The 20029-nt window shown below is 69.3% G+C and carries 19 protein-coding genes and 2 pseudogenes; 17 read left to right on the top strand and 4 right to left on the bottom strand.

The features are described from left to right. The first annotated feature begins 250 nt into the window (after positions 1-250). From ACIHCX_RS34315 to ACIHCX_RS34300, 4 genes are all read left to right on the top strand, one after another. Positions 251-979 carry a hypothetical protein gene (locus tag ACIHCX_RS34315; RefSeq protein WP_400036588.1) on the top strand — a complete coding sequence of 243 codons (729 nt, stop codon included), beginning with the start codon at positions 251-253 and terminating at the stop codon, positions 977-979. Positions 980-990: 11 nt separating this feature from the next. Next, complete coding sequence (locus ACIHCX_RS34310) at positions 991-5244, top strand: CHAT domain-containing protein (RefSeq protein WP_400036586.1); 4254 nt, start codon at positions 991-993, stop codon at positions 5242-5244. A gap of 47 nt (positions 5245-5291) precedes the next feature. Next, positions 5292-5441, top strand: coding sequence for a hypothetical protein (locus ACIHCX_RS34305; RefSeq protein WP_400036584.1), 150 nt, complete (start codon positions 5292-5294; stop codon positions 5439-5441). Between the two features lie 98 nt (positions 5442-5539). Continuing rightward, on the top strand, positions 5540-6091 hold the full coding sequence (locus ACIHCX_RS34300) for a hypothetical protein (RefSeq protein ID WP_400036582.1): 552 nt from the start codon (positions 5540-5542) through the stop codon (positions 6089-6091). Between the two features lie 64 nt (positions 6092-6155). Here ACIHCX_RS34300 and ACIHCX_RS34295 read toward each other — a convergent pair whose 3' ends face one another. Next, positions 6156-7274, bottom strand: a complete 1119-nt coding sequence (locus tag ACIHCX_RS34295) for an FAD-dependent oxidoreductase (RefSeq protein ID WP_400036580.1) — start codon at positions 7272-7274, stop codon at positions 6156-6158. Between the two features lie 53 nt (positions 7275-7327). Here ACIHCX_RS34295 and ACIHCX_RS34290 point away from each other — a divergent pair, with 53 nt between their 5' ends. From ACIHCX_RS34290 to ACIHCX_RS34280, 3 genes are all read left to right on the top strand, one after another. Beyond that, a complete protein-coding gene (locus ACIHCX_RS34290; RefSeq protein ID WP_400036578.1) occupies positions 7328-8020 on the top strand; it encodes a TetR/AcrR family transcriptional regulator in 693 nt (230 codons plus the stop codon). Between the two features lie 175 nt (positions 8021-8195). After that, positions 8196-9278 (top strand): protein kinase family protein, encoded by a 1083-nt coding sequence (locus ACIHCX_RS34285; protein ID WP_400036782.1) that lies wholly within the window; start codon positions 8196-8198, stop codon positions 9276-9278. 72 nt (positions 9279-9350) lie between these two features. Then, positions 9351-10289 (top strand): GNAT family N-acetyltransferase, encoded by a 939-nt coding sequence (locus ACIHCX_RS34280; RefSeq protein WP_400036576.1) that lies wholly within the window; start codon positions 9351-9353, stop codon positions 10287-10289. 207 nt (positions 10290-10496) lie between these two features. Here the strand turns inward: ACIHCX_RS34280 and ACIHCX_RS34275 are convergent, their stop codons facing one another. Then, positions 10497-10853: a hypothetical protein gene (locus ACIHCX_RS34275; protein WP_400036574.1), complete on the bottom strand. Its 357-nt coding sequence runs from the start codon at positions 10851-10853 to the stop codon at positions 10497-10499. A 324-nt stretch (positions 10854-11177) separates the two neighbouring features. Here ACIHCX_RS34275 and ACIHCX_RS34270 point away from each other — a divergent pair, with 324 nt between their 5' ends. The 6 genes from ACIHCX_RS34270 (at position 11178) to ACIHCX_RS34245 (ending at position 16008) form a co-directional block, all read left to right on the top strand. Then, the gene (locus ACIHCX_RS34270) at positions 11178-11570 is read left to right on the top strand and encodes a hypothetical protein (protein ID WP_400036572.1); all 393 of its coding nucleotides are present in this window, start codon (positions 11178-11180) and stop codon (positions 11568-11570) included. Between the two features lie 199 nt (positions 11571-11769). Next, on the top strand, positions 11770-12633 hold the full coding sequence (locus ACIHCX_RS34265) for an LLM class flavin-dependent oxidoreductase (protein WP_400036570.1): 864 nt from the start codon (positions 11770-11772) through the stop codon (positions 12631-12633). 282 nt (positions 12634-12915) lie between these two features. Beyond that, positions 12916-13833, top strand: coding sequence for an NADP-dependent oxidoreductase (locus ACIHCX_RS34260; RefSeq protein ID WP_400036568.1), 918 nt, complete (start codon positions 12916-12918; stop codon positions 13831-13833). 362 nt (positions 13834-14195) lie between these two features. Continuing rightward, positions 14196-14516, top strand: a complete 321-nt coding sequence (locus ACIHCX_RS34255; RefSeq protein WP_400036566.1) for a cupin domain-containing protein — start codon at positions 14196-14198, stop codon at positions 14514-14516. Positions 14517-14590: 74 nt separating this feature from the next. After that, entirely contained in the window at positions 14591-15325 is a 735-nt protein-coding gene (locus ACIHCX_RS34250; protein WP_400036564.1) for an SDR family oxidoreductase, read from the top strand. A gap of 185 nt (positions 15326-15510) precedes the next feature. After that, complete coding sequence (locus ACIHCX_RS34245) at positions 15511-16008, top strand: NUDIX domain-containing protein (RefSeq protein ID WP_400036562.1); 498 nt, start codon at positions 15511-15513, stop codon at positions 16006-16008. Between the two features lie 337 nt (positions 16009-16345). On the opposite strand, the gene ACIHCX_RS34240 is transcribed toward ACIHCX_RS34245, so the two are convergent. Next, positions 16346-16942: a TetR/AcrR family transcriptional regulator gene (locus tag ACIHCX_RS34240; RefSeq protein ID WP_400036560.1), complete on the bottom strand. Its 597-nt coding sequence runs from the start codon at positions 16940-16942 to the stop codon at positions 16346-16348. A gap of 87 nt (positions 16943-17029) precedes the next feature. Between ACIHCX_RS34240 and ACIHCX_RS34235 the strand changes: the two genes are divergently transcribed. After that, complete coding sequence (locus tag ACIHCX_RS34235) at positions 17030-17893, top strand: NAD(P)H-binding protein (protein ID WP_400036558.1); 864 nt, start codon at positions 17030-17032, stop codon at positions 17891-17893. A gap of 3 nt (positions 17894-17896) precedes the next feature. Here ACIHCX_RS34235 and ACIHCX_RS34230 read toward each other — a convergent pair. Next, positions 17897-18076: pseudogene (locus ACIHCX_RS34230) on the bottom strand (IS701 family transposase); the annotation flags it as partial. A 163-nt stretch (positions 18077-18239) separates the two neighbouring features. Here ACIHCX_RS34230 and ACIHCX_RS34225 point away from each other — a divergent pair. From ACIHCX_RS34225 to ACIHCX_RS34215, 3 genes and pseudogenes are all read left to right on the top strand, one after another. Further along, complete coding sequence (locus ACIHCX_RS34225) at positions 18240-18779, top strand: DinB family protein (RefSeq protein ID WP_400036555.1); 540 nt, start codon at positions 18240-18242, stop codon at positions 18777-18779. 302 nt (positions 18780-19081) lie between these two features. After that, positions 19082-19729 carry a glyoxalase gene (locus tag ACIHCX_RS34220; protein WP_400036553.1) on the top strand — a complete coding sequence of 216 codons (648 nt, stop codon included), beginning with the start codon at positions 19082-19084 and terminating at the stop codon, positions 19727-19729. A 57-nt stretch (positions 19730-19786) separates the two neighbouring features. Beyond that, positions 19787-20029: pseudogene (locus ACIHCX_RS34215) on the top strand (hypothetical protein); the annotation flags it as partial.

Here is a 20029-nt window from a genome sequence, read left to right as displayed (position 1 = left end):
CCTGTACGGGGCATGCAGTGGAGGGCAACTTCGACCTGATCGGTTCCGGGCTGGAAGGAGGGCCATGAGCTGCCCACAACGGCTGGCGCGTGAATACGTTCAGCTTCGCCAGGCGCAGATCGATCCCGCGCGAACGAGCCCCGCGCCGGAACAGTGGCAGGCTCTGGTGGGCGAATACCGCAGGGCGTTACGGGACCATGCGGACCTCGAAACGTCCCGCGGCCTCGCCCGCGCACTGTGGCGATGGTCCATGGCGCTGAACGTGGCCGGCGATGCCGTCGGCGCGGTGGAGCCGGGACGCCAGGCGGCAGCCGAGTTCGACTCCGTCTTCAGGAAGACGCTGGACTGGGAGGGCGACGAACGTTCGCCCTCAGTCGACGAGGCGTTGGCGGAGCTGCTCGTGGCCCGCACCGACCTCGCTGAGATCCTCGCCAAGACAGGAGCTCTGGACGAGCGCATCCGCATCCTCGAGGACGCCCGTGAGGCCGCGCTCAGCATCGAGGCCGGGCCGCGGACGCGGCGGGCGCTGGGGACCGTGCACCACAATCTGTCCATCGCCGACATGCTCCGGCTGCTCGATGCCGTGCGGCGCGGACGGGGCGGCGCCGACCCGATGGTCCCAGCCCTGTCGGCCTCCCGCGCCCTGGAGATCCGGCGGGACCTGCTCAACCCCTTGGACCTGCTGTCCATGTGGGAACTGCTCAACACCTGTATCCAGTACCTGCGGTGCCTGGCAATGGTGCAGGAGCCGGACCGTGCGGTGATGGTACTCGACCTGGCCGCGAGTCTGGTGGAGGTGCTGCCGGCCACTACGCTCGCCGACCTCCGTCCAAAACTCGACGAGACGGTGGGCATGCTGTGCATGGTCTACCCCGGTCACGCCCGGCAATTCGCGAACGTCTACCCGCAAGGGGACGGCGGCCGCCGGTCACCACGCCCGGGCCCGCGGGGTTTCCGTCGTCGGCCGCCGTCCGCGTAGGGGGAGCGGTCGTGATCATTTTGCGGCTCGAGGCGCGGGAGATGGCGGGGCCGGACCGGTGGCGATGGGTGCTGACCGGGCCCGACGGCCGGATGCTGGCCCGCCACGACGTACGTCTGGACCTCGCCAGTCCGCGGTACGAGGCCGCCGTTGACCTCCCGGGATACCTGTGGCGGCATGCGGCTCCCGACCTGCGCGACGTCCGGGAGGCAGAGATCGTCCGTGACGTGGGCAGCTGGCTCGGCGAGCAGGTACTCGGCCCCGTGGCCGACGCGCTTCGGGCGGCGGCTCCCGCCGTGGTGCGGGTGGTGGTGCCGGCGGGCGCCGGTGAAGCGGCGCGCCGGCTCCTGGACCTTCCGCTGGAGCTGGCACATGCGCAGGGCCGGCCGCTGGCCCTGCAGGACGTCACCCTGGTGACGCAGCACCATCCCGACGCCGGGCCACCGGCCGACGAAACGACGCCGCGCCCCGGTCGGCCGGTGCGGATCCTTGCGCTGTTCAGCCTGCCGGAGGGCAGCCGGGCACTGAATCTGCGCCGTGAGCGGCGGCGCCTCGAGCTGCGGTTCACCGAGGCGGCGCGAGCGGGCCGCGGTGTCGAGATCCACTGCCTGCAGTACGGCGTGACCCGCGAGCGACTCAGGGCCGTACTGGCGCGACCGGAGGGCTGGGACGTGATCCACATCTCCGGCCACGGCACTCCCGCTGAACTCCTGCTGGAGACCGATGCCGGGCTGCCCGACCGGGTTGCTGCGGACGAGGTGACCGACCTGCTCGGCGTGGCGCGGGGCGTCAGGCTGGTGACGCTGTCGGCGTGCTGGTCGGCGGCGCGGGCCGTACGGCAGCAGCGGCGCCTGCTCGGCCTTTCCGATCGGCGCGACGCGGCGGCAGCGGCGGAGGAGGAACCCGCGCCCGGTCCGGTCGGCGCGCTCGCGAACATGGTTGCCGAGCGGCTGGGGTGCGCCGTGCTGGCCATGCGATATCCGGTGGGCGATGATTTCGCGACGGCGCTGACCGAGCGCGTCTACGCGAAGGTGATTCTCGAGGGGCAGTCGCTTCCGCAGGCCTTGGCCGGCACGCTGAAGGAGCTGGCGCAGGGAGACGGGTTCTCGCCGCCCCTGGCCTTGCAGGCGGGGACGCCGATACTGTCCGGTGCGCCGGCGGCGCAGCTGACGATGCCCGCCCCGACGTCCTCTACGGAGCAGGTGGCGGCGGGAACGCTGCCGGTGTCGGAGCGCTTCGTGGGCCGGGTCCTCCCCATGGCCCGGGCCGGCGCGGCGCTGTCTCCGGACAGCGGACTGCGGGGGGTGCTCCTGCAGGGCATGCCCGGGGTGGGCAAGACCGCCTGTGCCGCGGAGCTGGCGGCCACTCACGAGCATGCCTTCGAGAAAGTCATCTGGTTCCAAGCCACGGCGGAAACAGCGCCACAGCCGGATCCCAGGGGCGCCCTCACCGAACTCGTCGTCGCCATGGACCAGGCGGTGCCCGAGCTGAGCTGCGCCGAACTGCTGGCGGGCGCCGACCGCTTCGAGGAGCTGCTGACGCGGCTGCGCGCCTGCACGCAGCGCCGCCGGCTGCTGTTCGTCATCGACGGCATCGACCACTTGCTGACGGCGGACCGGGACTGGCGGGACGGGCGCTGGAACGACCTGCTGCACGCACTGGCAGGTCACAGGGGACCCACACGGCTGATCCTGTCCGGTCGCAGGGCCCCACGTGCGTACCCTCCCGGGCTGCCCACCGTCCCCGTGGGCCTGCTCACCCCCGACGAGTGCATGCTGCTGCTTCCGCAACTGCCCCGGCTCGCCAGGCTGGCAAGCGGCGGCGTGCCCGGTGTCACCGAGGAAGCGGCACGCCGACTGGCCCGGACGCTCCTGGAGGCGGTCGACGGACACCCCCAGTTGCTGGAGTTGGCCGACGGCCTGTGCGGTGATCCCGGCCGGCTTGCCGCGCTGGCCAAGTCCGTCCGGCGGGCGCGACAGCGAGGCGAGGACGCGCGTACGGTCATCTCGACGGCGGGGCAGCACATCGCGGGCGACGGCGATCACCTGCAGATCATGCGGACCTGGACCGGTGCCGTCGTCGGCGACCTGCCCCCGCAACTCCGTGATCTCTTCCACTTCCTGTGCTGCCTGGAGGATGCCGACCGTAGGGTCCCGACCGTGGAGCAGAACTGGCCGAACCTGCGCTCCCTGCTCGGCCACGGTGAGACACCCGTGGACCGAAGTCTGCTGGCGCTCGCGGACCGTGGGCTGCTGACACTGCGGGTTCGAACGTACGGCGTGTCCCTGGAGATCCAGCACACGACCGCCGCCGCGGGCCGCGACCTGGCCGGCGGCGACTTCCGCTCGATGGTCGACACCCGGCTGGCCGACTACTGGGTGACGGTGTTCCGGATGGCCTTGACCCGGGAGGCCACCGATGCGGACGGAGCGCACCTGACCGGGCCGTTGATCGCGCGGGCCTGCATGTCGGCCGCGCCGTATCTGGCCCGGCAGGGCCATCTGCAGTTGGCCGAGGTGCTGCTGGAAGGGGTTCTGCTGCGCGATGCCACGGGGCCGACGGCCGCGCGGGTGGCGACCATGCTGCGGCGGCTGGCCGTGCTGCACCTCACGGGCGGCGGCGGGCGTCCCCACTCCGCCGTGCATACGAGGGCCATGCAGCTGATCGACCCTGAGCAGGCCGCCGAGCAGGCTCGCAGGACACTGGAAGAGGCGCGTACCGCAAAGGACTACGAGGTGGCGGCCACCGCGGCGAACCGCCTGATCGAGTTCTCTGTCCGTGCGGGGCGCATCGAGGAAGCCCTCGCACTGGCCGACGAGCAGATCGAGTACGTGCGGCGGGCGGGCCTCGGCATCTGGAGCCAGTACCACAGCCAGGTGAACCGGGTACATGTGCTGGCGGAGTCCCAGCACGCGGAACGGGCGCTCACCGAGGCCACCGACCTGGTCGAGCGGATGAGGAAGCTGCCGCGGGATTCGACGGACCGGGAAGGCGTCTTCTGGTGGGCGACGTGGGAGGAGATCCTCGACACCGCCCAGCGGGCGGCCGTTCGCGTCGGCCGCTGGGAGCAGGCGCTGACGTACAACGCGGAGCTGTGCGCCTCCAAGGAAGCCCGGGGCGCCCCACCCACCGATCTTGTCAGTGCCCGCCACCTCGCCTATATGCCGCTGCTGCAACTGGGCCGCACCGACGAGGCGCTGTCCCTCCTGGACGCGAGCCGACAAGTCGCCGAGCGCCTCGACGACCCCCTCCTGCTCGCCGACGTATTCGGCGCCCTGGGAAATGTCGAGAACGCTCGCGGCCACGGGGACGTGGCCATCGACCGGGCCCGGGACTGCCTCCGCTACGCCTATCGGGCGAAGGTTCCCCACACCATCGCGATCGGGCACGGCAATCTCGGCACCTATCTGAACATCCACGCCCGGGACGGCACAGCGGCGGCGGCCCACCACCTGGCGGCCATGCTCCTGGGCAGGCTGACCGGCGGCGTCACCAGCGATGCCGGGCCGGCGGTAGCCGGTGATCTGCACGAGTTCGGGCCCGAAGTCGAACTGCCCGGCAGCCCGGAGGCGCTGTGCGACCGCGTCGGCCAGGTGCCCGGGGTGGACCTGCTCCCCGTCCTGCGGCAGCTCGCATCCGACCCGGCTTCGCTGAGCGGCCTGCTGGAGAGCGTGATCGAGGAGGCACGCCGGCAGGCGGACCGTCCGTCCGCCTTCTCTGCGGTGCAGGAAGCCGTGTGGTCCGCTTTCTGGGAGCCGGCGATCGCTGCGCTGGTGGCCGCCACGCAGGGCAACACCGGGGCGTACATCCAGCTGCGAAACCACCTCGCCGCGCTGGAGACTCGAGACCCCCGGTTCGCGAAGCCGTCCGAAAGGCTGCGGCGGTTGCACGACGGCGAACGCGGGCCGGACCTTCTCGCCGATCTGGAGCCGCTGGACGTCATCGTGATCAGCCGCGCCCAGAAAGCGCTGGAGAACGAGGTGACCGTGCCCACCGAGCTGCGGCGGGTGATGAACTTGGCCCTGGCGCTGGGAGATTTCGTCGCGGCCGCGACCGGAGACGTGGACACCGTGCTCGTGACGCGGAAAAACCTGGCCTCCTTCGCCGCCGACCCCGTACTGGCGCCGATGGCTCCGGTCCTGCACGAGGTCCTCGCCGGCAGCCGCGATGCCGGACTGCTCACGCGACTCGACGACCCCATGCACCGCGAGGTCGTGGCTCTGGTCCTGCGGCATATCGTCAACGCCGAGGCACACACTGGCTGATGCGCTCGGGGTTTCCCTTCCTACCTCGCGTTGCGATACTCCCCACCATGGCGGAAGAGCAGGCGGACAACGTCGTGAAGCTGGGTGACGACGGCGAGCTGTTGTACTTCGACGGCAAGGACTGGGTGCCCTATCCGGACGTCGACGACGGCGGCGGATTTTCGCCCGGGCTGCTGATCAGAGACGACGATAGATGACAGCCGCAACGCCACCTGAAGGCGGTGCCAGGCCGTCTCTTGACGCCCTGCCCTCCCCCCTCGAAGCAGTCCCCGAACTGCGGGCCACGGCACGCTGGATGGCCGCCGCCTACGGCGCCGTCGGTGCGGCCCTGATCGGCGGCGGTCCATTGGTCGCGGTCGGCCGGGTCCACGGCGTCAAGGAGGCATGTGTCGCGGGCGGAGCCCTCTTCGTCGCCCTGACGGGAGTGATCATCGCCATCTGGCACGTCAGCCGGGTGCTGGAACCACCCATCACCACGACAGCCACGCTGACCGGCCCGGCTTTTCGCGGCTTGCGACAGGCGATCGACGCAGCACCGTCCGACTACTTCGGTTCCGCCGCCACAGACATCAACGACCTGCTGCGCCACCGAACGATCGCCGCGAACATCCACCGTGCGCTCCTCTCGGAAACCGATCCGCAGCGTCGCGACCAGTGGCGCCATCATCTGCAGCGCGCCCACGCCAACATCGCCAGAACCGACCCCCTGGTGCGCTGGCTGCTCGCCATGGCACACGTATCCCAGATCCGCTCGACACTCCGCACGGCCCGCTACTGGTGCCTGCTGGGAGGCGTCCTCGTCGCGGTCGGCTCGGTGGCATTCCTCACCGTCACCGGGAAAGGGTGATGTGCCTCAAGGGTGCCGTGGCGAGCTGTTGGACGCGCGCTCTCGCACTTGACGCACTCGGCAGTCAGGACGGTTGGACCTGGTCGAAGAGGGCGAGGGCTTCGGCTGGGTCCGGGCTCACCAGGCGTTCCAGACCGGCCGTCGTGATCTTCGCCCACCTGCCGGCCCGTGCCCACATCTGTTCCTCGAAGGCGCGAACGGCCTCGTCCAGGTCTCCAGGGCCGGTGGCGATGGACTCGGCGAGTTCGGCGCCTTCCAGCATCGCGAGGTTCGCGCCCGCCCCCAAAGGGGGCATCAGATGGGCGGCGTCGCCCAGTAGCGTCACCCCGGGGACATGGGTCCAGGAGTGGGACACGGGCAGGACGTAGAGGGGGCGGTGGACGAAAGCGGTGCCGTGGCGGAGGAGGTCGAGGACGGGAGCGGCCCAGCCGTCGAACAGAGCCAGCAGGCTCGATCGCACGGCCTCGACGTCGGCCAGGTCCAGGTTCGTGTGCCAGTCCAGCGGCGCGCGGAACTGGGCGTATACCTTGACGTGGCCGTCGCTGTTGCGCTGGGCGACGAGAGCTCGGTTCATGCCGTACACAGCCACGGAACCGTCGCCGATCAACCGGGCGAGGTCGGGGTGGCGGGCGTCGACGTCGTCGAGGGAGGTCTCGACCGAGGTGACGCCGGTGTAGTGCGGTGTCACCGACGAGACCGCCGAGCGGATCCGGGACCAGGCGCCGTCCGCGCCGATCACGAGGTCGAACGTCTCCTGTCGCCCGTCCGCGAAATGGACCCGTGCGCCGTCCCGGGTCCCCGGCACCACCTGCGTCACGTCCCGGCCCCACTGGACGTCGAGAGGGCCGAGCAGCAGGTCACGGAGTTGCCCGCGGTCGATCTCGGGATTGGCCCGGTCATCCGGACCGGGTCGCCAGTCGCGCAGGACGGTCCCGTCCGTGTCCAGGATGCGCATGGCCTGCCCCTCGGGACGAGACAGCGCCTGGAACTCCGCCAGCAGTCCCGCCTTGTCCAGCGCGAGTTGGCCCAGCCCTTCGTGCAGGTCCAGGGTGCCGCCCGGCGGGCGGGCGTCAGGGGCGGGATCGCGTTCGAGGACGGCGACGGGGTAACCATGCCGGTGCAGGACGCGGGCGAAGGCAAGGCCGGCGGGGCCGCTCCCGACCACGGCGATACGATGTCTCATGTCGATACACTGTATTTCCCCAATACGATGCATCGCAACAGAACGGTGTGACCATGACTGTCTGGGACCGGCCGGAGCCGCCGAAGCGCCCCGTGCCGCTCGACCGGGAGCGGATCGTCGCCGCCGCCATCGCGCTGGCGGACGAGGGTGGACTGGAGGCGGTGTCGTTGCGCAAGGTCGCCGCCCGGCTGAACGCCGGCCCGATGCGGCTGTACGGATACATCTCCACCAAGGAGGAGCTGTTCGACCTCATGGTGGACGAGGTCCAGGCCGAAATCCTCCCCGAGGAGCAGCCCGGTGACTGGCGGGAGGCGCTGCGCAGCCTCGCCCACCGCACCAGGCAGGCCGCTCTCCGTCACGAATGGCTGGCCGACCTGCTCGGCGGCCGCCCGGCCCTGGGCCCGAACGGCCTCGCCGTGACCGAGGCGACGCTGGCCCCCCTCGACGGCCTCGCCGACATCGACACCGTCATGCGCGCCGTGGAGACGGTCAGCGCCTACTTCACCGGCGCGATCAGGCGCGAGGTCGCGAACCTGCGGGCCGAGCGCGCCACGGGCCTGTCCAAGCGCGACTGGCAGCGCGCCTTCGGCCCGCATGTGACGAGCATGTTGGCCACGGGCCGCTTCCCGTCGCTGGCCAAGGCCGTGTACGACGGCACGGACGTGGACGCCGAGGCATCCTTCGCGACCGGCCTGGACTGGGTCCTCGACGCCGTGGCCACCAAACTCACCCGGCCGCCGGCGTGACGCTCACGCTCCTGCCGAACGGGAGCGAGGCCGGGGCCGGTGACCGCGGGCCGTCCGGGGGCCGGCCCTCCGGGCGACTTCGCGCGAACCTGCTCCTTCGACAGGCCTGACGGATACGCTCAACACCGTGCGCGAGTTCACCAAAGCCCCGGTTCCGGGCACCGAGGAGTCATCCATGCGCCACCCGGACCCGCGGTATGTCGCGCGGCTCGCCACCTATGGGACCGTGGCCACGCACCTGTCCCTGCTGAGTGACCGTCGGCTCGGCCAGGCCCTGGCCGCCGCCGACTTGCTCGGGGCCGGCATCGGCGGCAGGTCGGCGGAGCTGGACATCGACGGCACGCGGGTGTTCGTCAAGCGGGTCCCCCTGACCGACACCGAGTTGCGGCCGGAGAACGCGCGGTCGACGGCGAACCTCTTCGGACTGCCGATGTTCTACCAGTACGGGGTGGGCTCGGCGGGGTTCGGGGCCTGGCGAGAGCTGGCCGTGCACGTCATGACCACCAACTGGGTCCTCGGGAACGAGTACGAGGGCTTTCCGCTGATGTACCACTGGCGCATCCTGCCCGACTCCCCACCCGAGGGTTTCGCTGACGAATTCGGGGGCATCGACGGGGCGGTCGCGCACTGGGAGGGATCATCGGCCGTGCGTGAGCGGCTGGAGGCCATCGGCCGTTCGTCGTTCAGCCTGGTGCTCTTCCTGGAACACGTCCCGCAGACACTCGCCGACTGGCTGCACGACCACCGGACCGCCACGCCGGAAGGCGGGGAGGGCACGCCGTACCCATGGGTGGAGGAAGCCCTGGCACGCGGCACCGCCTTCATGAGTTCGCACGGACTCGTCCACTTCGACGCCCACTTCGCCAACGTCCTGACCGACGGCCAACTGCTCTACTTCGCGGACTTCGGACTCGCCCTGAGCTCCGGCTTCGAACTGTCAGCAGCCGAGGCGGAGTTCCTCTCCGACCACCTCGTGTACGACCGCTGCCACACCGTGAGCCATCTGCTCCGCCACCACCTCCCCGATGGCCTGCGTGGCGGTAGGGCACACGACGCGTTCCTGCGCGAGTGGATCGCAGGCCACCAGCCCGGTGAGGTCCCGCGCGAGATCGCCGCGATCCTCGACCGGCATTCCCGAGCTGCCGTGGTCCTGGGCGAATTCCAGCGCCGCCTTCTCACCGAGAGCAAGCGGACGCCCTTTCCGGCCGCGGAGATCGAGCGGGCCTGGCGCACCATCGCGGTCGCGGCGCCCCACTGAGGCCGGCCTGGTAAGCAGCAGGCAGCAACAAACACCTTGCTCCGGCACTTCCCCACCGTGATCATGGGCCAAATGCGACTCCTTCCCGCCACCGCGGACCCCACCGCCCTCGACCGTGCCGCCGCGTACCCGGCCGACGGTCCCGTCGCCGCCCTGAGCTCCGAGAAGATCCGCGAGGAGCTCGACGCCAACCAGTTCCGCCGGGAATGGATCTGGCTCGCCGAGGACGAGGACGGACAGGTCCTTGCCCGCGCGCTGTGGTGGGGCCGTGCCGACAGCGAGCGGCCCATAGCCCTCGATTGCCTCCAGGTACGCTCCACCGTCGCCGATCCGGTCGCCGTCGCCACCAGGCTCCTCGACGCCGGGCACGCCGCCTTCGGCACGCGCCCGCTGTACAACCTCTCCCTCCCGCCGGACTGGAGCACCCAGTCGGAGCTGACCCAGGCGGTGTCCTGGCGTCGCGAGGCGAGCTCGCGCACCGGGTTGAGCCGGGAGATCCAGCGCCTCCGCTACGAGTGGACTCCTGCGGCAGGACTGCCCGAAACCAGTGGTCGGCTGACTTTCCGCGAGGGCAGCGACGAGGAGTTCCTGGAGGCCTTCGTCCGGGTGTCGGCCGGCAGCCTCGACCAGGCCACCCTTGACGAGCTGCGCAAGAAGGACGCCAGGCAACTGGCCGAGGAGGACATGCGGTTCTACCTCGACTGCCCTGGCGAGCGCTCCTGGTGGAGGCTCACGGAGCTGCCCGACGGCACGCCGGCCGGTCTGGCCGTCCCGTCAGCGACCCCGTACAACCGCAACGTCGGCTATCTCGGTGTCGTACCCGAGCAGCGCGGCAAGGGACTGATCGACGAGATCCTCGCCGAGATCACCCGCTTCCACGCGGCGGAAGGCGCCGAGCGCATCACCGCGACGACGGACACCACGAACATCCCCATGGCCGCTGCCTTCGACCGCGCCGGCTACGAGGTATCGGAGATCCGTATGGTCCTGGAGGCTCCGCGGAGCGCATGACCTGCCGTACTCGCCTCACCTACCGACGCGCCGAGAGCGCCGTCGGGCCCATGGACAACAGGAAGCCCCCTGTCACTGCGGAGTGACGGGGGGCTTCTGCGTGGCATCGAGGGTTGCTTGGCCCTCGGTTGGGGCGCTTCCCCGACGGCTGCCGGCTTTCCAGCCAACTCGGCCGCGTTGCTCACGAGCCGGGACAGCGAGCTGGGATCAAGGTGCGCACTCCGGCAGGTCGCGGGAGGAGAGGTTCACGAAGTCGCGGGGAATGTAGTACCCATTCTGGTCCAGCTTGAAGAACGGGTACGTGTGTGTGGGGTTTACCCAGCAGACGAAGGTAAACCTTTGCCCCTTGACGGCCGAGCCCATCTTTTGGCTGTCGAGGGACGGCCCGTAGTAGATGCCGGTGTCGCGTATGATCTCGCCCTCAACTTTCTTGGCCGCCTGGGGAGCTGCGGGAGGCTCCACGGCGGATGCGGGCCCAGCGGCCAGCATGCCCGTCGATGCCACAGCCGCTATCGCCGCAGCGACGGGGAGTACGCGAAGGTTCGAAGTTCTCTTGATGCGCATCGCGGACACCCTTCAGCTAGGAGGGACCTTCTCTATCTTGGGTAACAGACGCGCTCATATGCCGCAACTGAGCATCAATAAACAGATTGATGTTGCCGTTTCGGCGTACGAGGCCGAAATGGCTCAGAGCGTGAGTACCGGTCGAGTGGAGAAGTTCTCGTACATGTCTTCTCCGTCCGGTCCGTACACGAACTCGACCATCCGGTCGGTGGCGTCCTGGCGATCATGAGTACGGGTACTCATGTTCGCCAGGACGCCAGATGACAGGCTCCGCGACATGACGTACCAGGGATACTGTTGCGAACTGCCGTCACCGTGGGGGACATGACTATGACCAAGTTTCTGAGATCCGTCTTCGCGTGCACGCTCCTGGCCTCGGTCACCGCCTGCGGTGCATCGTCCGTGCCGGCTGTCTCTGCGGGCACGCCTACTGGCTTGGGTTCTGCCGAGACGCACCGTTCGGTAAACCCGGAGCCGGTCGCGGCCGTCATGCCCGACGTCGTCGGTGGTAACGCCGGGCGTGCGCAGGAGCAGATGAGCTCCGAAATGGACATGGTCTTCGAGGACGCAAGCGGGCGGGGTCGTCCGGTGGACGACCCGGCTGAGTGGAAGATCTGCAACTCCAAGCCGGGCCCGAACCAGCAGATCACTCATTTCCCGGTGGTCTTCGGCGTGGTGGAAGTTTCGGAGAGTTGTGAGGACACGGTGCCGGAGTGATGCTGCGAGTACTCCGGCGTCCCGTCACGGTCTGCAACGATCCGCGTCGGTGACAGGCTGGCACCACCAGTCGGACGAACTCCCACAGATCCTGGTACTCCAGCAGGATTTACCTGTTTGGCCTGGCGGCGGCGTGCCGTGAAGCCGCCTGGGACCAAAACCGATTGCCCCTTCGTGGCCATCTGCGCATCCTGCTGGGATGCGCTTCTCCATCAACATCCCTAATTTCGGCGACTTCGCGGACCCCCGGAACGTCGCGGCCGTGGCGACTGCTGCCGAACAGGCCGGCTGGGACGGACTCTTCGTCTGGGACCACGTACTGCACCGGCAGCACCAGGGGCGTCCCTTCGGAGATCCCTGGATGCTGCTGACCGCGGCCGCGCTGGCGACCTCCCGGATCCGGCTGGGTACCCTGTTGACGCCGGTCCCTCGTTACCGTCCGCAGCAACTTGCCCGCCAAGTGGCCACGCTGGACCACCTCAGCGGCGGCCGGGTGATCTTCGCCGCGGGTCTGGGAGGTCCGATCGAGGACGAATACCGCAGCTTCGGCGATGCCGCCGAGCCACACCTCCTCGCCGAGCGGCTGGACGACGGACTGGAGCTGTTGAGGCGCTTCTGGTCCGGCGAGCCGGTGAACCACCACGGCCGGCACTACGAGGTTCGGGACGTGACGCTGCTGCCTGCCACCGTGCAGCGGCCCGGTCCGCCGGTGTGGATCGGCGGGTTCTGGCCGCGTCGTCCGCCCATGCGGCGGGCAGCGCGGTGGGACGGCGCGGTGCCGTTGTTCGAGACGGCCCGGCATGGGCATGTGCCTGATGTGGTGGAGGTACGGGATCTTGTCGGCTATGTGCGCAAGCACCGAACGGCCGAGGCGGAGCGCCCCTTCGAGTTCGTGCTCGGCGGTGCCACGCCCTCGGACGCGGCCAAGGCCAAGGACGTGATCGGTCCGCTGCACGACGCCGGCGCGACCTGGTGGGACGAGCGACAAGTCCAGACCGGCCCTGACCTGGACCGTCTGCCCCCGGTGCTGCGCCGCATCGAAGCGGGGCCGCCGGTGGTCTGAGGAGCCTGGCGGCTTCCCAAGCGGCAGGAGTAACCGGCCCAACGCCGTGCGATCAAGCCGAGGAGCAGTGACCATGCCACTGTGCACACGCGACTGGACCAGCACCGACCGGAACCGGATGACAGTTGCCAGAGGTGAGCCGGTTCGAAGCGGCGTTTGACAACGACGTTCTCCCTCCACACCTGTGCCGATCAGCGGGGTAGGACGCCGAGGTCTGACACCACTACCACTCGTGAACCGTAGGCGCCGTGCGAGCGAGGACTGATACAGAGAGGTGTCCAAATGAAGGCGATCGTGGTGACGGACCAGGCCGCAGGAACGGCCGGGATGACGCTGACGGAGCGGCCTGAGCCGGGGCCGGCCATCAACGACGTCGTCGTTCGGATTCATGCGTCGGGATTCGTCCCGACCGAGCTGGCGTGGCCCTCGACCTGGACCGATCGCCTCGACCGCGACCGAACGCCGTCGATCCCCGGACATGAGCTGGCCGGAGTGGTCACCGCCCTCGGCTACGGCACGACGGGCCTCTCGGTGGGACAGCGCGTGTTCGGCCTCACCGACTGGCATCGCGACGGCACCCTCGCCGAGTACGCGGCCGTCGAGGCACGCAACCTCGCGCCGCTGCCGGGCGACGTCGACTTCGCCGTGGGCGCCAGCCTTCCGATCTCAGGCCTCACCGCGTGGCAGGGACTGTTCCAGCACGGCCACCTCCAGGTGGGGCAGAGCGTCCTCGTGCACGGCGCGGCCGGCGCAGTCGGGACGATGGTGACGCAGCTCGCCCGTGAGTTCGGCGCCTACGTCATCGGCACCGGACGTGCCGCCGACCGCCAGAAGGCACTCGACTTCGACGCAATGGAGTTCGTCGACCTCGACAATGACACCCTGGAAGACGTCGGAGAAGTCGACCTGGTCTTCGACGTCATCGGCGGCGACATCCAGAAGCGATCCGCAGGCCTGATCCGGGCTGGAGGAACACTGGTAACCGTCGTTGGGCCGCCTGAGGCGCGGCCCGCCCACGGCCTGGCGATCGACTTCGTTGTCGAGTCCGATCGTGCCCAGCTGGGTGAGATAGTCCAGCGGGTACGGGACGGGCGACTGCGCACGAACATCGGCAACGTCGCGACCCTCGACGATGCCGTCGCCGCCCTCAACCCGACGGAGCGACGCCAGGGGAAGACGATCATCCGTGCTTGTCCGTGAGGACTCGGGCGGCGGGCCCGGCGAACGAGGGGCGTCGGGCGGCAGATCCGCTCGGCCCACGGGAGGCCAGAGCCTGAGCGCCTCCGTCTCGCCACGGCTGGAGCCGGTGGCAGTCCAGCTTCCAGCTCACCCGCAGGAGCCGTGCCACCTCCCACGGCTTGATCGCTGCAGTAGCGCTCGTGTCCGCCGCGTGCGACGTTTGAAGAGAAGGGGACCTTTTGCACTGCCTTGTTCAGGGAGGTGTTCCGATGTCGGACATCGAGTCGACCGCCAGGCGGAAGCCCCGGTCGAATGCGTGGCAGTCGGCGGTCACCGTGCTACTGGAGAAGGACCCTCCCTTCGTTCCGGAGGGTGCGCATGCGATGACCATCGTCGTGGAGTTCCCACCGGGCGATCCGGGCACTCCTCCGCATCGGCATTCCGGACCGTGCCTCGGCTACGTGCTGGAGGGCGAGATGGTGTTCGAGCTCGAAGGTGAGCCGCCGCGTGTCCTCCAGGCCGGCGAGGCGTTCTTCGAGCCGGGCGGCGACGTCATCCACTACCAGGACGGCAACAACCGCGACGACATCCCGGTGCGCTTCACCGTCAGCATGTTCATGGAACCAGGCACACCGATGCTCACCCTCGTCGACGAGGAAGAGCTCGTCCAGCGCCAGGACCGCCGGGTCCGGCGCACCGACTGACCGCCAGCCCCTGCGGCGCGCCGTCGTCGGCGAAGCTCGGTCGAGGCGTCTGTGAGAGCAAGGAAGGCCAAGAGATGAAGATCCCTGTCATCGGTGGGACGGGGCGAGTCGGATCGCAGGTGGTCAAGGTCCTTACTGCGAGAGGGCAGGAGGCGGTGCCGCACTCGCTGTCCACCGGTGTGGACCTGCGCAGCGGGCAGGGCCTGCGCGAGGCGCTGACGCGATCCGACGTCGTCATCAACCTGACGACCTCGCCGACCTTCGACGAAGCCGCGCCACCGTTCTTCCAGGAGACCATGGACAACCTGCTGACGGCCGCCCATGCCGCCGGCGTCGGCCACGTGGTCATCCTCTCGATCGTGGGGGTCGACCAGGTGCCGGGCCTGGTCTATTACCGTGCCAAGGTGCTGCAGGAGGACATTCTCAAAGCCGGCCCCTTGCCGTACTCGATCGTCCGCGCCACGCAGTTCTTCGAGTTCATCGACACAGTGCTGTCCTTGACCGCCGACGAGAACACCGTCCGTCTGCCCGCCACGCTCCTCCAGCCCATCGCCGCAGCCGACGTCGCCCAGACCGTGGCTGACGTCAGCCTGGGCACCCCGCTGCAGGGCACCCGCAACGTCGCCGGCCCCGAAGTGTTCGCGCTCGACGAACTGGGCAAGATCACCCTCGCCGCTCGTGGTGATCACCGCAGGGTCGTCACCGACAACACCGCCGGCCTGTTTGCTGCCGCCTCAGGCGACGCCCTTATCGCCAAGGGCGACACGATCATCGCCAAGACCACCTACCGGGAGTGGCTCGCGCGCTGACCCTGGCGGCCTGACGATCGTGAGCCAGTCCAGCCCCGCCTGCAACCCGGCCCGGACCTAAGCACAGACGTGCGCACTGTCACCCGAGCAGCGCCTCGAACGCTGACCCTCTGACGGCGCGTGAGTGCCAGTTGATCGATTCCAAGGGATCGCTCTGATCGTGGACAGACGGCTAGCATGCGCGGATGGCCTTGGTCCATCTGCGTCGCTCGGTCCGCGCGCTCGTTCTCGACGAGGGCGATCGCATCCTGCTGTGTCGGTTCGTCATTCCCAAACCGACCGGCCCGATCGTGGTGTGGGCAGCGCCCGGTGGAGGCGTAGAGCGTGGCGAATCCGGCCTTGCCGCCCTGCGTCGGGAGCTACGCGAAGAGGTAGGGCTCGCTCTTGACGCCGATCCGCCACATGTCTGGCATCAGGAGGTCATCGACCCCGGGCACGTGGTGGGCTATGACGGTGTGATCAATGACTACTTCCTTGTGCGCGCCGCATCGTTCCACCCCCGCGGCGCAATGTCCGACGACGAGCTTGCTGCCGAGAACATCGACGGCTTTCGCTGGTGGCGGCTGCCCGACATCGCCGACTACCGCGGTTCAGACCTGTTCTCACCGCGCGACCTGGCCACACCGTTGGCGGCGCTGATCGCCGGCGGGGTTCCGCCCAGAGCAGTGCCGCTCGGCCTGTGAGCCCGGCACCCGACGTCGTTCAACGCCCGCACGCATCCCCTACCGCCGGCGAGAATTCACAGACCGCCTGCGCGCACGTGTCAAGGAAGTCCAACGTCAGTGTGTGAAGACAGAGTTGGACGACCTCGCGGCCGCGCTCCACGTCAAGACCGACGACACGCTGAAGGAATCACCGCAGCTCGCCCCCTTGCCGGCCTGCGGTGGGCATCGCGCCGCGACTCAGCGACGCGGAATCCGACGAGGCGGTGGCCGCCAGCATCTGCGGAAGCGGCCTGACCAGGCCCGGGGCAACCCGTGCACCAGGCCGCAGAACCTTCTTCTACCGGAGCGTCGCCTGTCACCGCAGCTGGTTGAATGCCTGGTCGGCATCGGCTACGGCCTCGGGGTGCACGTCGTGGGCGGTTCGACCGTCGGCGATCTTCTGCCAGTTGGTCCGGGCGAGCACCCGTTGGACCGCGAGTACCTGGGCGGCTCGCAGGCGTGCCTGGATGCCTTCGCCGAGGGCGTCAGCCAGTGCCTCCTCGTCCTCGAGCTGGTACCGCGTGAGCCGTGCTGCCAGGCTCGGTGTGGTGAACACCAGCCGATGGAACGCCACCACCTCGGGATGATCATTGAGGCCGGTGACGGGGTCGTACCGATCGAGGCAGGCCCGGAAGTGCCGGTGCAGCGCCGTCACTGGCTTGATGCCCGACCCGCGGTCACGTACGACGCGTGCTGCCTCGCCCTGGTGATCTGCAAACCGGTGCAGCACCAGGTCCTCCTTGGTGGGGAAGTACCGGAAGAGGGTCGGCTTGGAGATCTCGGCCGCCGCGGCGATGTCGTTGACCGAGACGCGGTCGAAGCCGCGCTCCAGGAACAGCGAGACGGCCGCGTCGCCGATGGCGTCGCGCGTCCGCTCCTTCTTGCGGGCCCGCAGTCCCGTCGACTCGCTCATCTGACCACCGTAACATTCATGACCGGGTTGCATTTTTAACTGAGTAACGTTTTCATGAGCGGCATGAATCAGACAGACATTCCTCCCGTGCTCGTAACCGGGGCGACGGGGCGGGTCGGCCGCGTCGTCGTCGACCAACTCCTCGACGCGGGTGTGCCGGTCCGCGCCCTCACCCATCGCTCCGCGGCGGCGGCGACGCTGCCGGCGAAGGTCGAGGTCTTCACCGGCGACCTCACTGTGCCCGAGTCGCTCGACCCGGCACTGAAGGGCGCCGGCGCGGTCTTCCTCGTCTGGACCGCCCCGCCTCAGACCGCCGCGGCAGTCGTCGAGCGGCTGGCAGCCCACGTGCGGCGGGTCGTCTTCCTCTCCTCCCCGCATCAGACGCCGCACCCCTTTTTCCAGCAGCCCAATCCCATGGCGGTGCTGCACGCCGACATCGAGCGGCTCATCGCGGCCACCGGGCTCGAGTCGACGATCATCCGGCCGGGGATGTTCGCGTCGAACTCGCTGGCCTGGTGGGCGCCCGCGATCCGGGCCGGCGAGGTCGTCCGGTGGCCCCACGGCGCTGCCGCGTCGGCACCGGTCGACGACCGCGACGTCGCAGCCGTCGCGGCGCGGACGCTCTATCAGGGCGGATACGGTGGAGGCGACTACGTCCTAACGGGCCCCGAATCACTGACCCAAGCCGCCCAGGTGGACATCCTCGGTGACGCCCTGGGACGCCGGATCGCATTCGAGGAGATGACACCGGACGAGTTCCGAAGCCTGGGGGAGGGCACGGTGCCCAGCTCGGTCGTCGACATGCTGCTCGCCGCGTGGAAGGCGGCGGTCGGACAGCCCGCGTACATCACCACTACGGTGGCCGACATTCTCGGGACGGCGCCCCGAACGTTTCGCCAGTGGGCCGCCGATCACGCCACCGCGTTCACGGAGGGTTCGCAGGGTTCGTAGCTAGAAGCGGTGCCCCTTCGCGCCGCGTCCCGCCGGCCGCTTCTGCCGGGCCCGCTTCGGTAGCCGCTTGACCAGGCGGTCGGCCCGGAACTTGCCTGCTGGGGTGGAGACTTCGGCCGAGCAGGCCACCGCGATGACAGAGCCGATGCCGTGTTCTTCCAGAGCCGTGCGCAGTTTCGGGTTTCAGCAGGTGCTGCATGCCGTGCAAGGCGGCCTCCCCGGCCCACTCGGCCCTCCTGCCAGCGGGCAGGGTCTACGCTGTGCCCCGCGGCCACTGCATGATCTTCTGTCTTCACACACCGGTGATCAGCGGTGGCCGCACCCGTCGGCGAACCTGGAGCTGCCAATGACCTCGCCCGGCCCCGTCACCCGAGATCTGCTCGAAACCTTTGACGACGTACGTTCCAGAACCTTCGCTCGCCTTGGCGGCCTCACCGATGCCGAATACCTCTGGGAGCCCGTCGCCTCGTGCATGACGCTCCGGGCGGATACGAACGGCGTGTTCCGTGCCGACCCACGGCCCGCAGGCGATGTCCGCCCGGCGCCGTTCACGACGATCGCCTGGCGTATCTGGCACATCGGAGCGGACTGCCTGCGCGGCTACGGCCGCTTCTTCCAAGACGAATCCCGGAGCGGTGACCGGCATCTGTGGCCGGGCACGGCGGCCGAAGGCGTCCAGATGCTGTCCAACGACTGGTCCCGATTCCGAACCCGGGTCGAATCCCTCGGCGATGACCGTCTCCTCCAGCCCATGGGTCCCCGCGCTGGCGCCTACGGCCACGAGAGCTACCTACTGCTGGCCCTCCATGCCCTGGACGAAGCCGCTCACCACGGCGCCGAACTCGGTGTCCTTCGCGACCTCTACCTCCACGGCTTCGCCGCGTAGCAACAGCAAGATCACGATCGCCGACGGCCAGATCCTGCGGCTGGGGGACACAGACTGGCAGGTCGTGGGCACCCCCGGCCACACCCCCGGCCACCTGGCACCGCCCTTCCGCGGCCCCGCCCCCCGGCGCCGGGCGGCATGTGCTGTGGCCGGTCCTGCCGGTGCCACGGGTACGGCCGGCCGCGTGACGCGGGCTCGACGATTGCGGTGGAGGGGATGCCGGCGTGCGTGGCGAAGCAAGTGGCAAGATCGGTCAGGAATCGAGAAGCCCCGGCCGCCGTGCAGCCCCTAGCGTGATGGTCATGGCAATCACCACTTCCACCACGGCCCACACGTCCCTCGCGTCCGTCACCCTTGAGGTGGCCGACCCCGAGGCCGCCCGCTGCTTCTACACTGCCTTCGGCGTGGACACGTACATACGCCTGCGGGCGTCCGAGGCCCACTCCACTGGATTCCGCGGCTTCACCCTGGCGCTGACGGTGTCTGGGCCGGCCACCGTCGACGGCTTCGTCGCGGCCGCCGTGGACGCCGGCGCCACGGTGCTGAAGCCCGCCGCGAAGTCGCTGTGGGGTTACGGCGGCGTCATCCAGGCCCCGGACGGGACGATCTGGAAGATCGCGACCTCGGCGAAGAAGGACACCGGCCCCGCCACCCGTGAGATCGACGAATTCGTCCTCCTGCTCGGCGTCGAGGATGTGAAGGCCACCAAGCAGTTCTATGTCGGCCGGGGCCTGACCGTGGCCAAGAGCTTCGGCGGCAAGTACACCGAGTTCGCCACCGGCACCTCCAGCCGCGTCAAGCTGGCGCTGTACAAGCGCCGTGCCCTGGCCAAGGACCTCGGCGTCCCCGCCGACGGCGCCGGCTCGCACCAGATCGTCCTCGGCAGCACCGCCGACGCCTTCACCGACCCGGACGACTTCGCTTGGGAGCCCACCGCTGAGCAGTCCTGACTGCCGCCCCACCCTCCTGCACCGGCCGGTCTCACCTTGCCCGGGAGGAAACCCGCCATGCCGTCCACGAAGTCGCCCGCCGAGAACCCCGGCACGGCCACCGAGAAGTACGACGGATTCACCGCCGAGGAGCGGGCCGCGATGCAGGAGCACGCCCCCAGCCAAGTGCCGTGGGGTGGAGCGGCGCAGCGCCGTTCCGGCACTTTTAGGGCGTGCAGATCTTTAACTCGTCTTTTTGACCTTGGTTTGGGTGGGGTCGGAGGTAAGGAACGCGGCCACGTCGGCGGGTGTACAGAACCG

The organism is Streptomyces sp. NPDC052043 (assembly GCF_044548235.1).
GTDB lineage: Bacteria > Actinomycetota > Actinomycetes > Streptomycetales > Streptomycetaceae > Streptomyces.
This window is presented reverse-complemented; position numbering and strand designations above follow the sequence as displayed.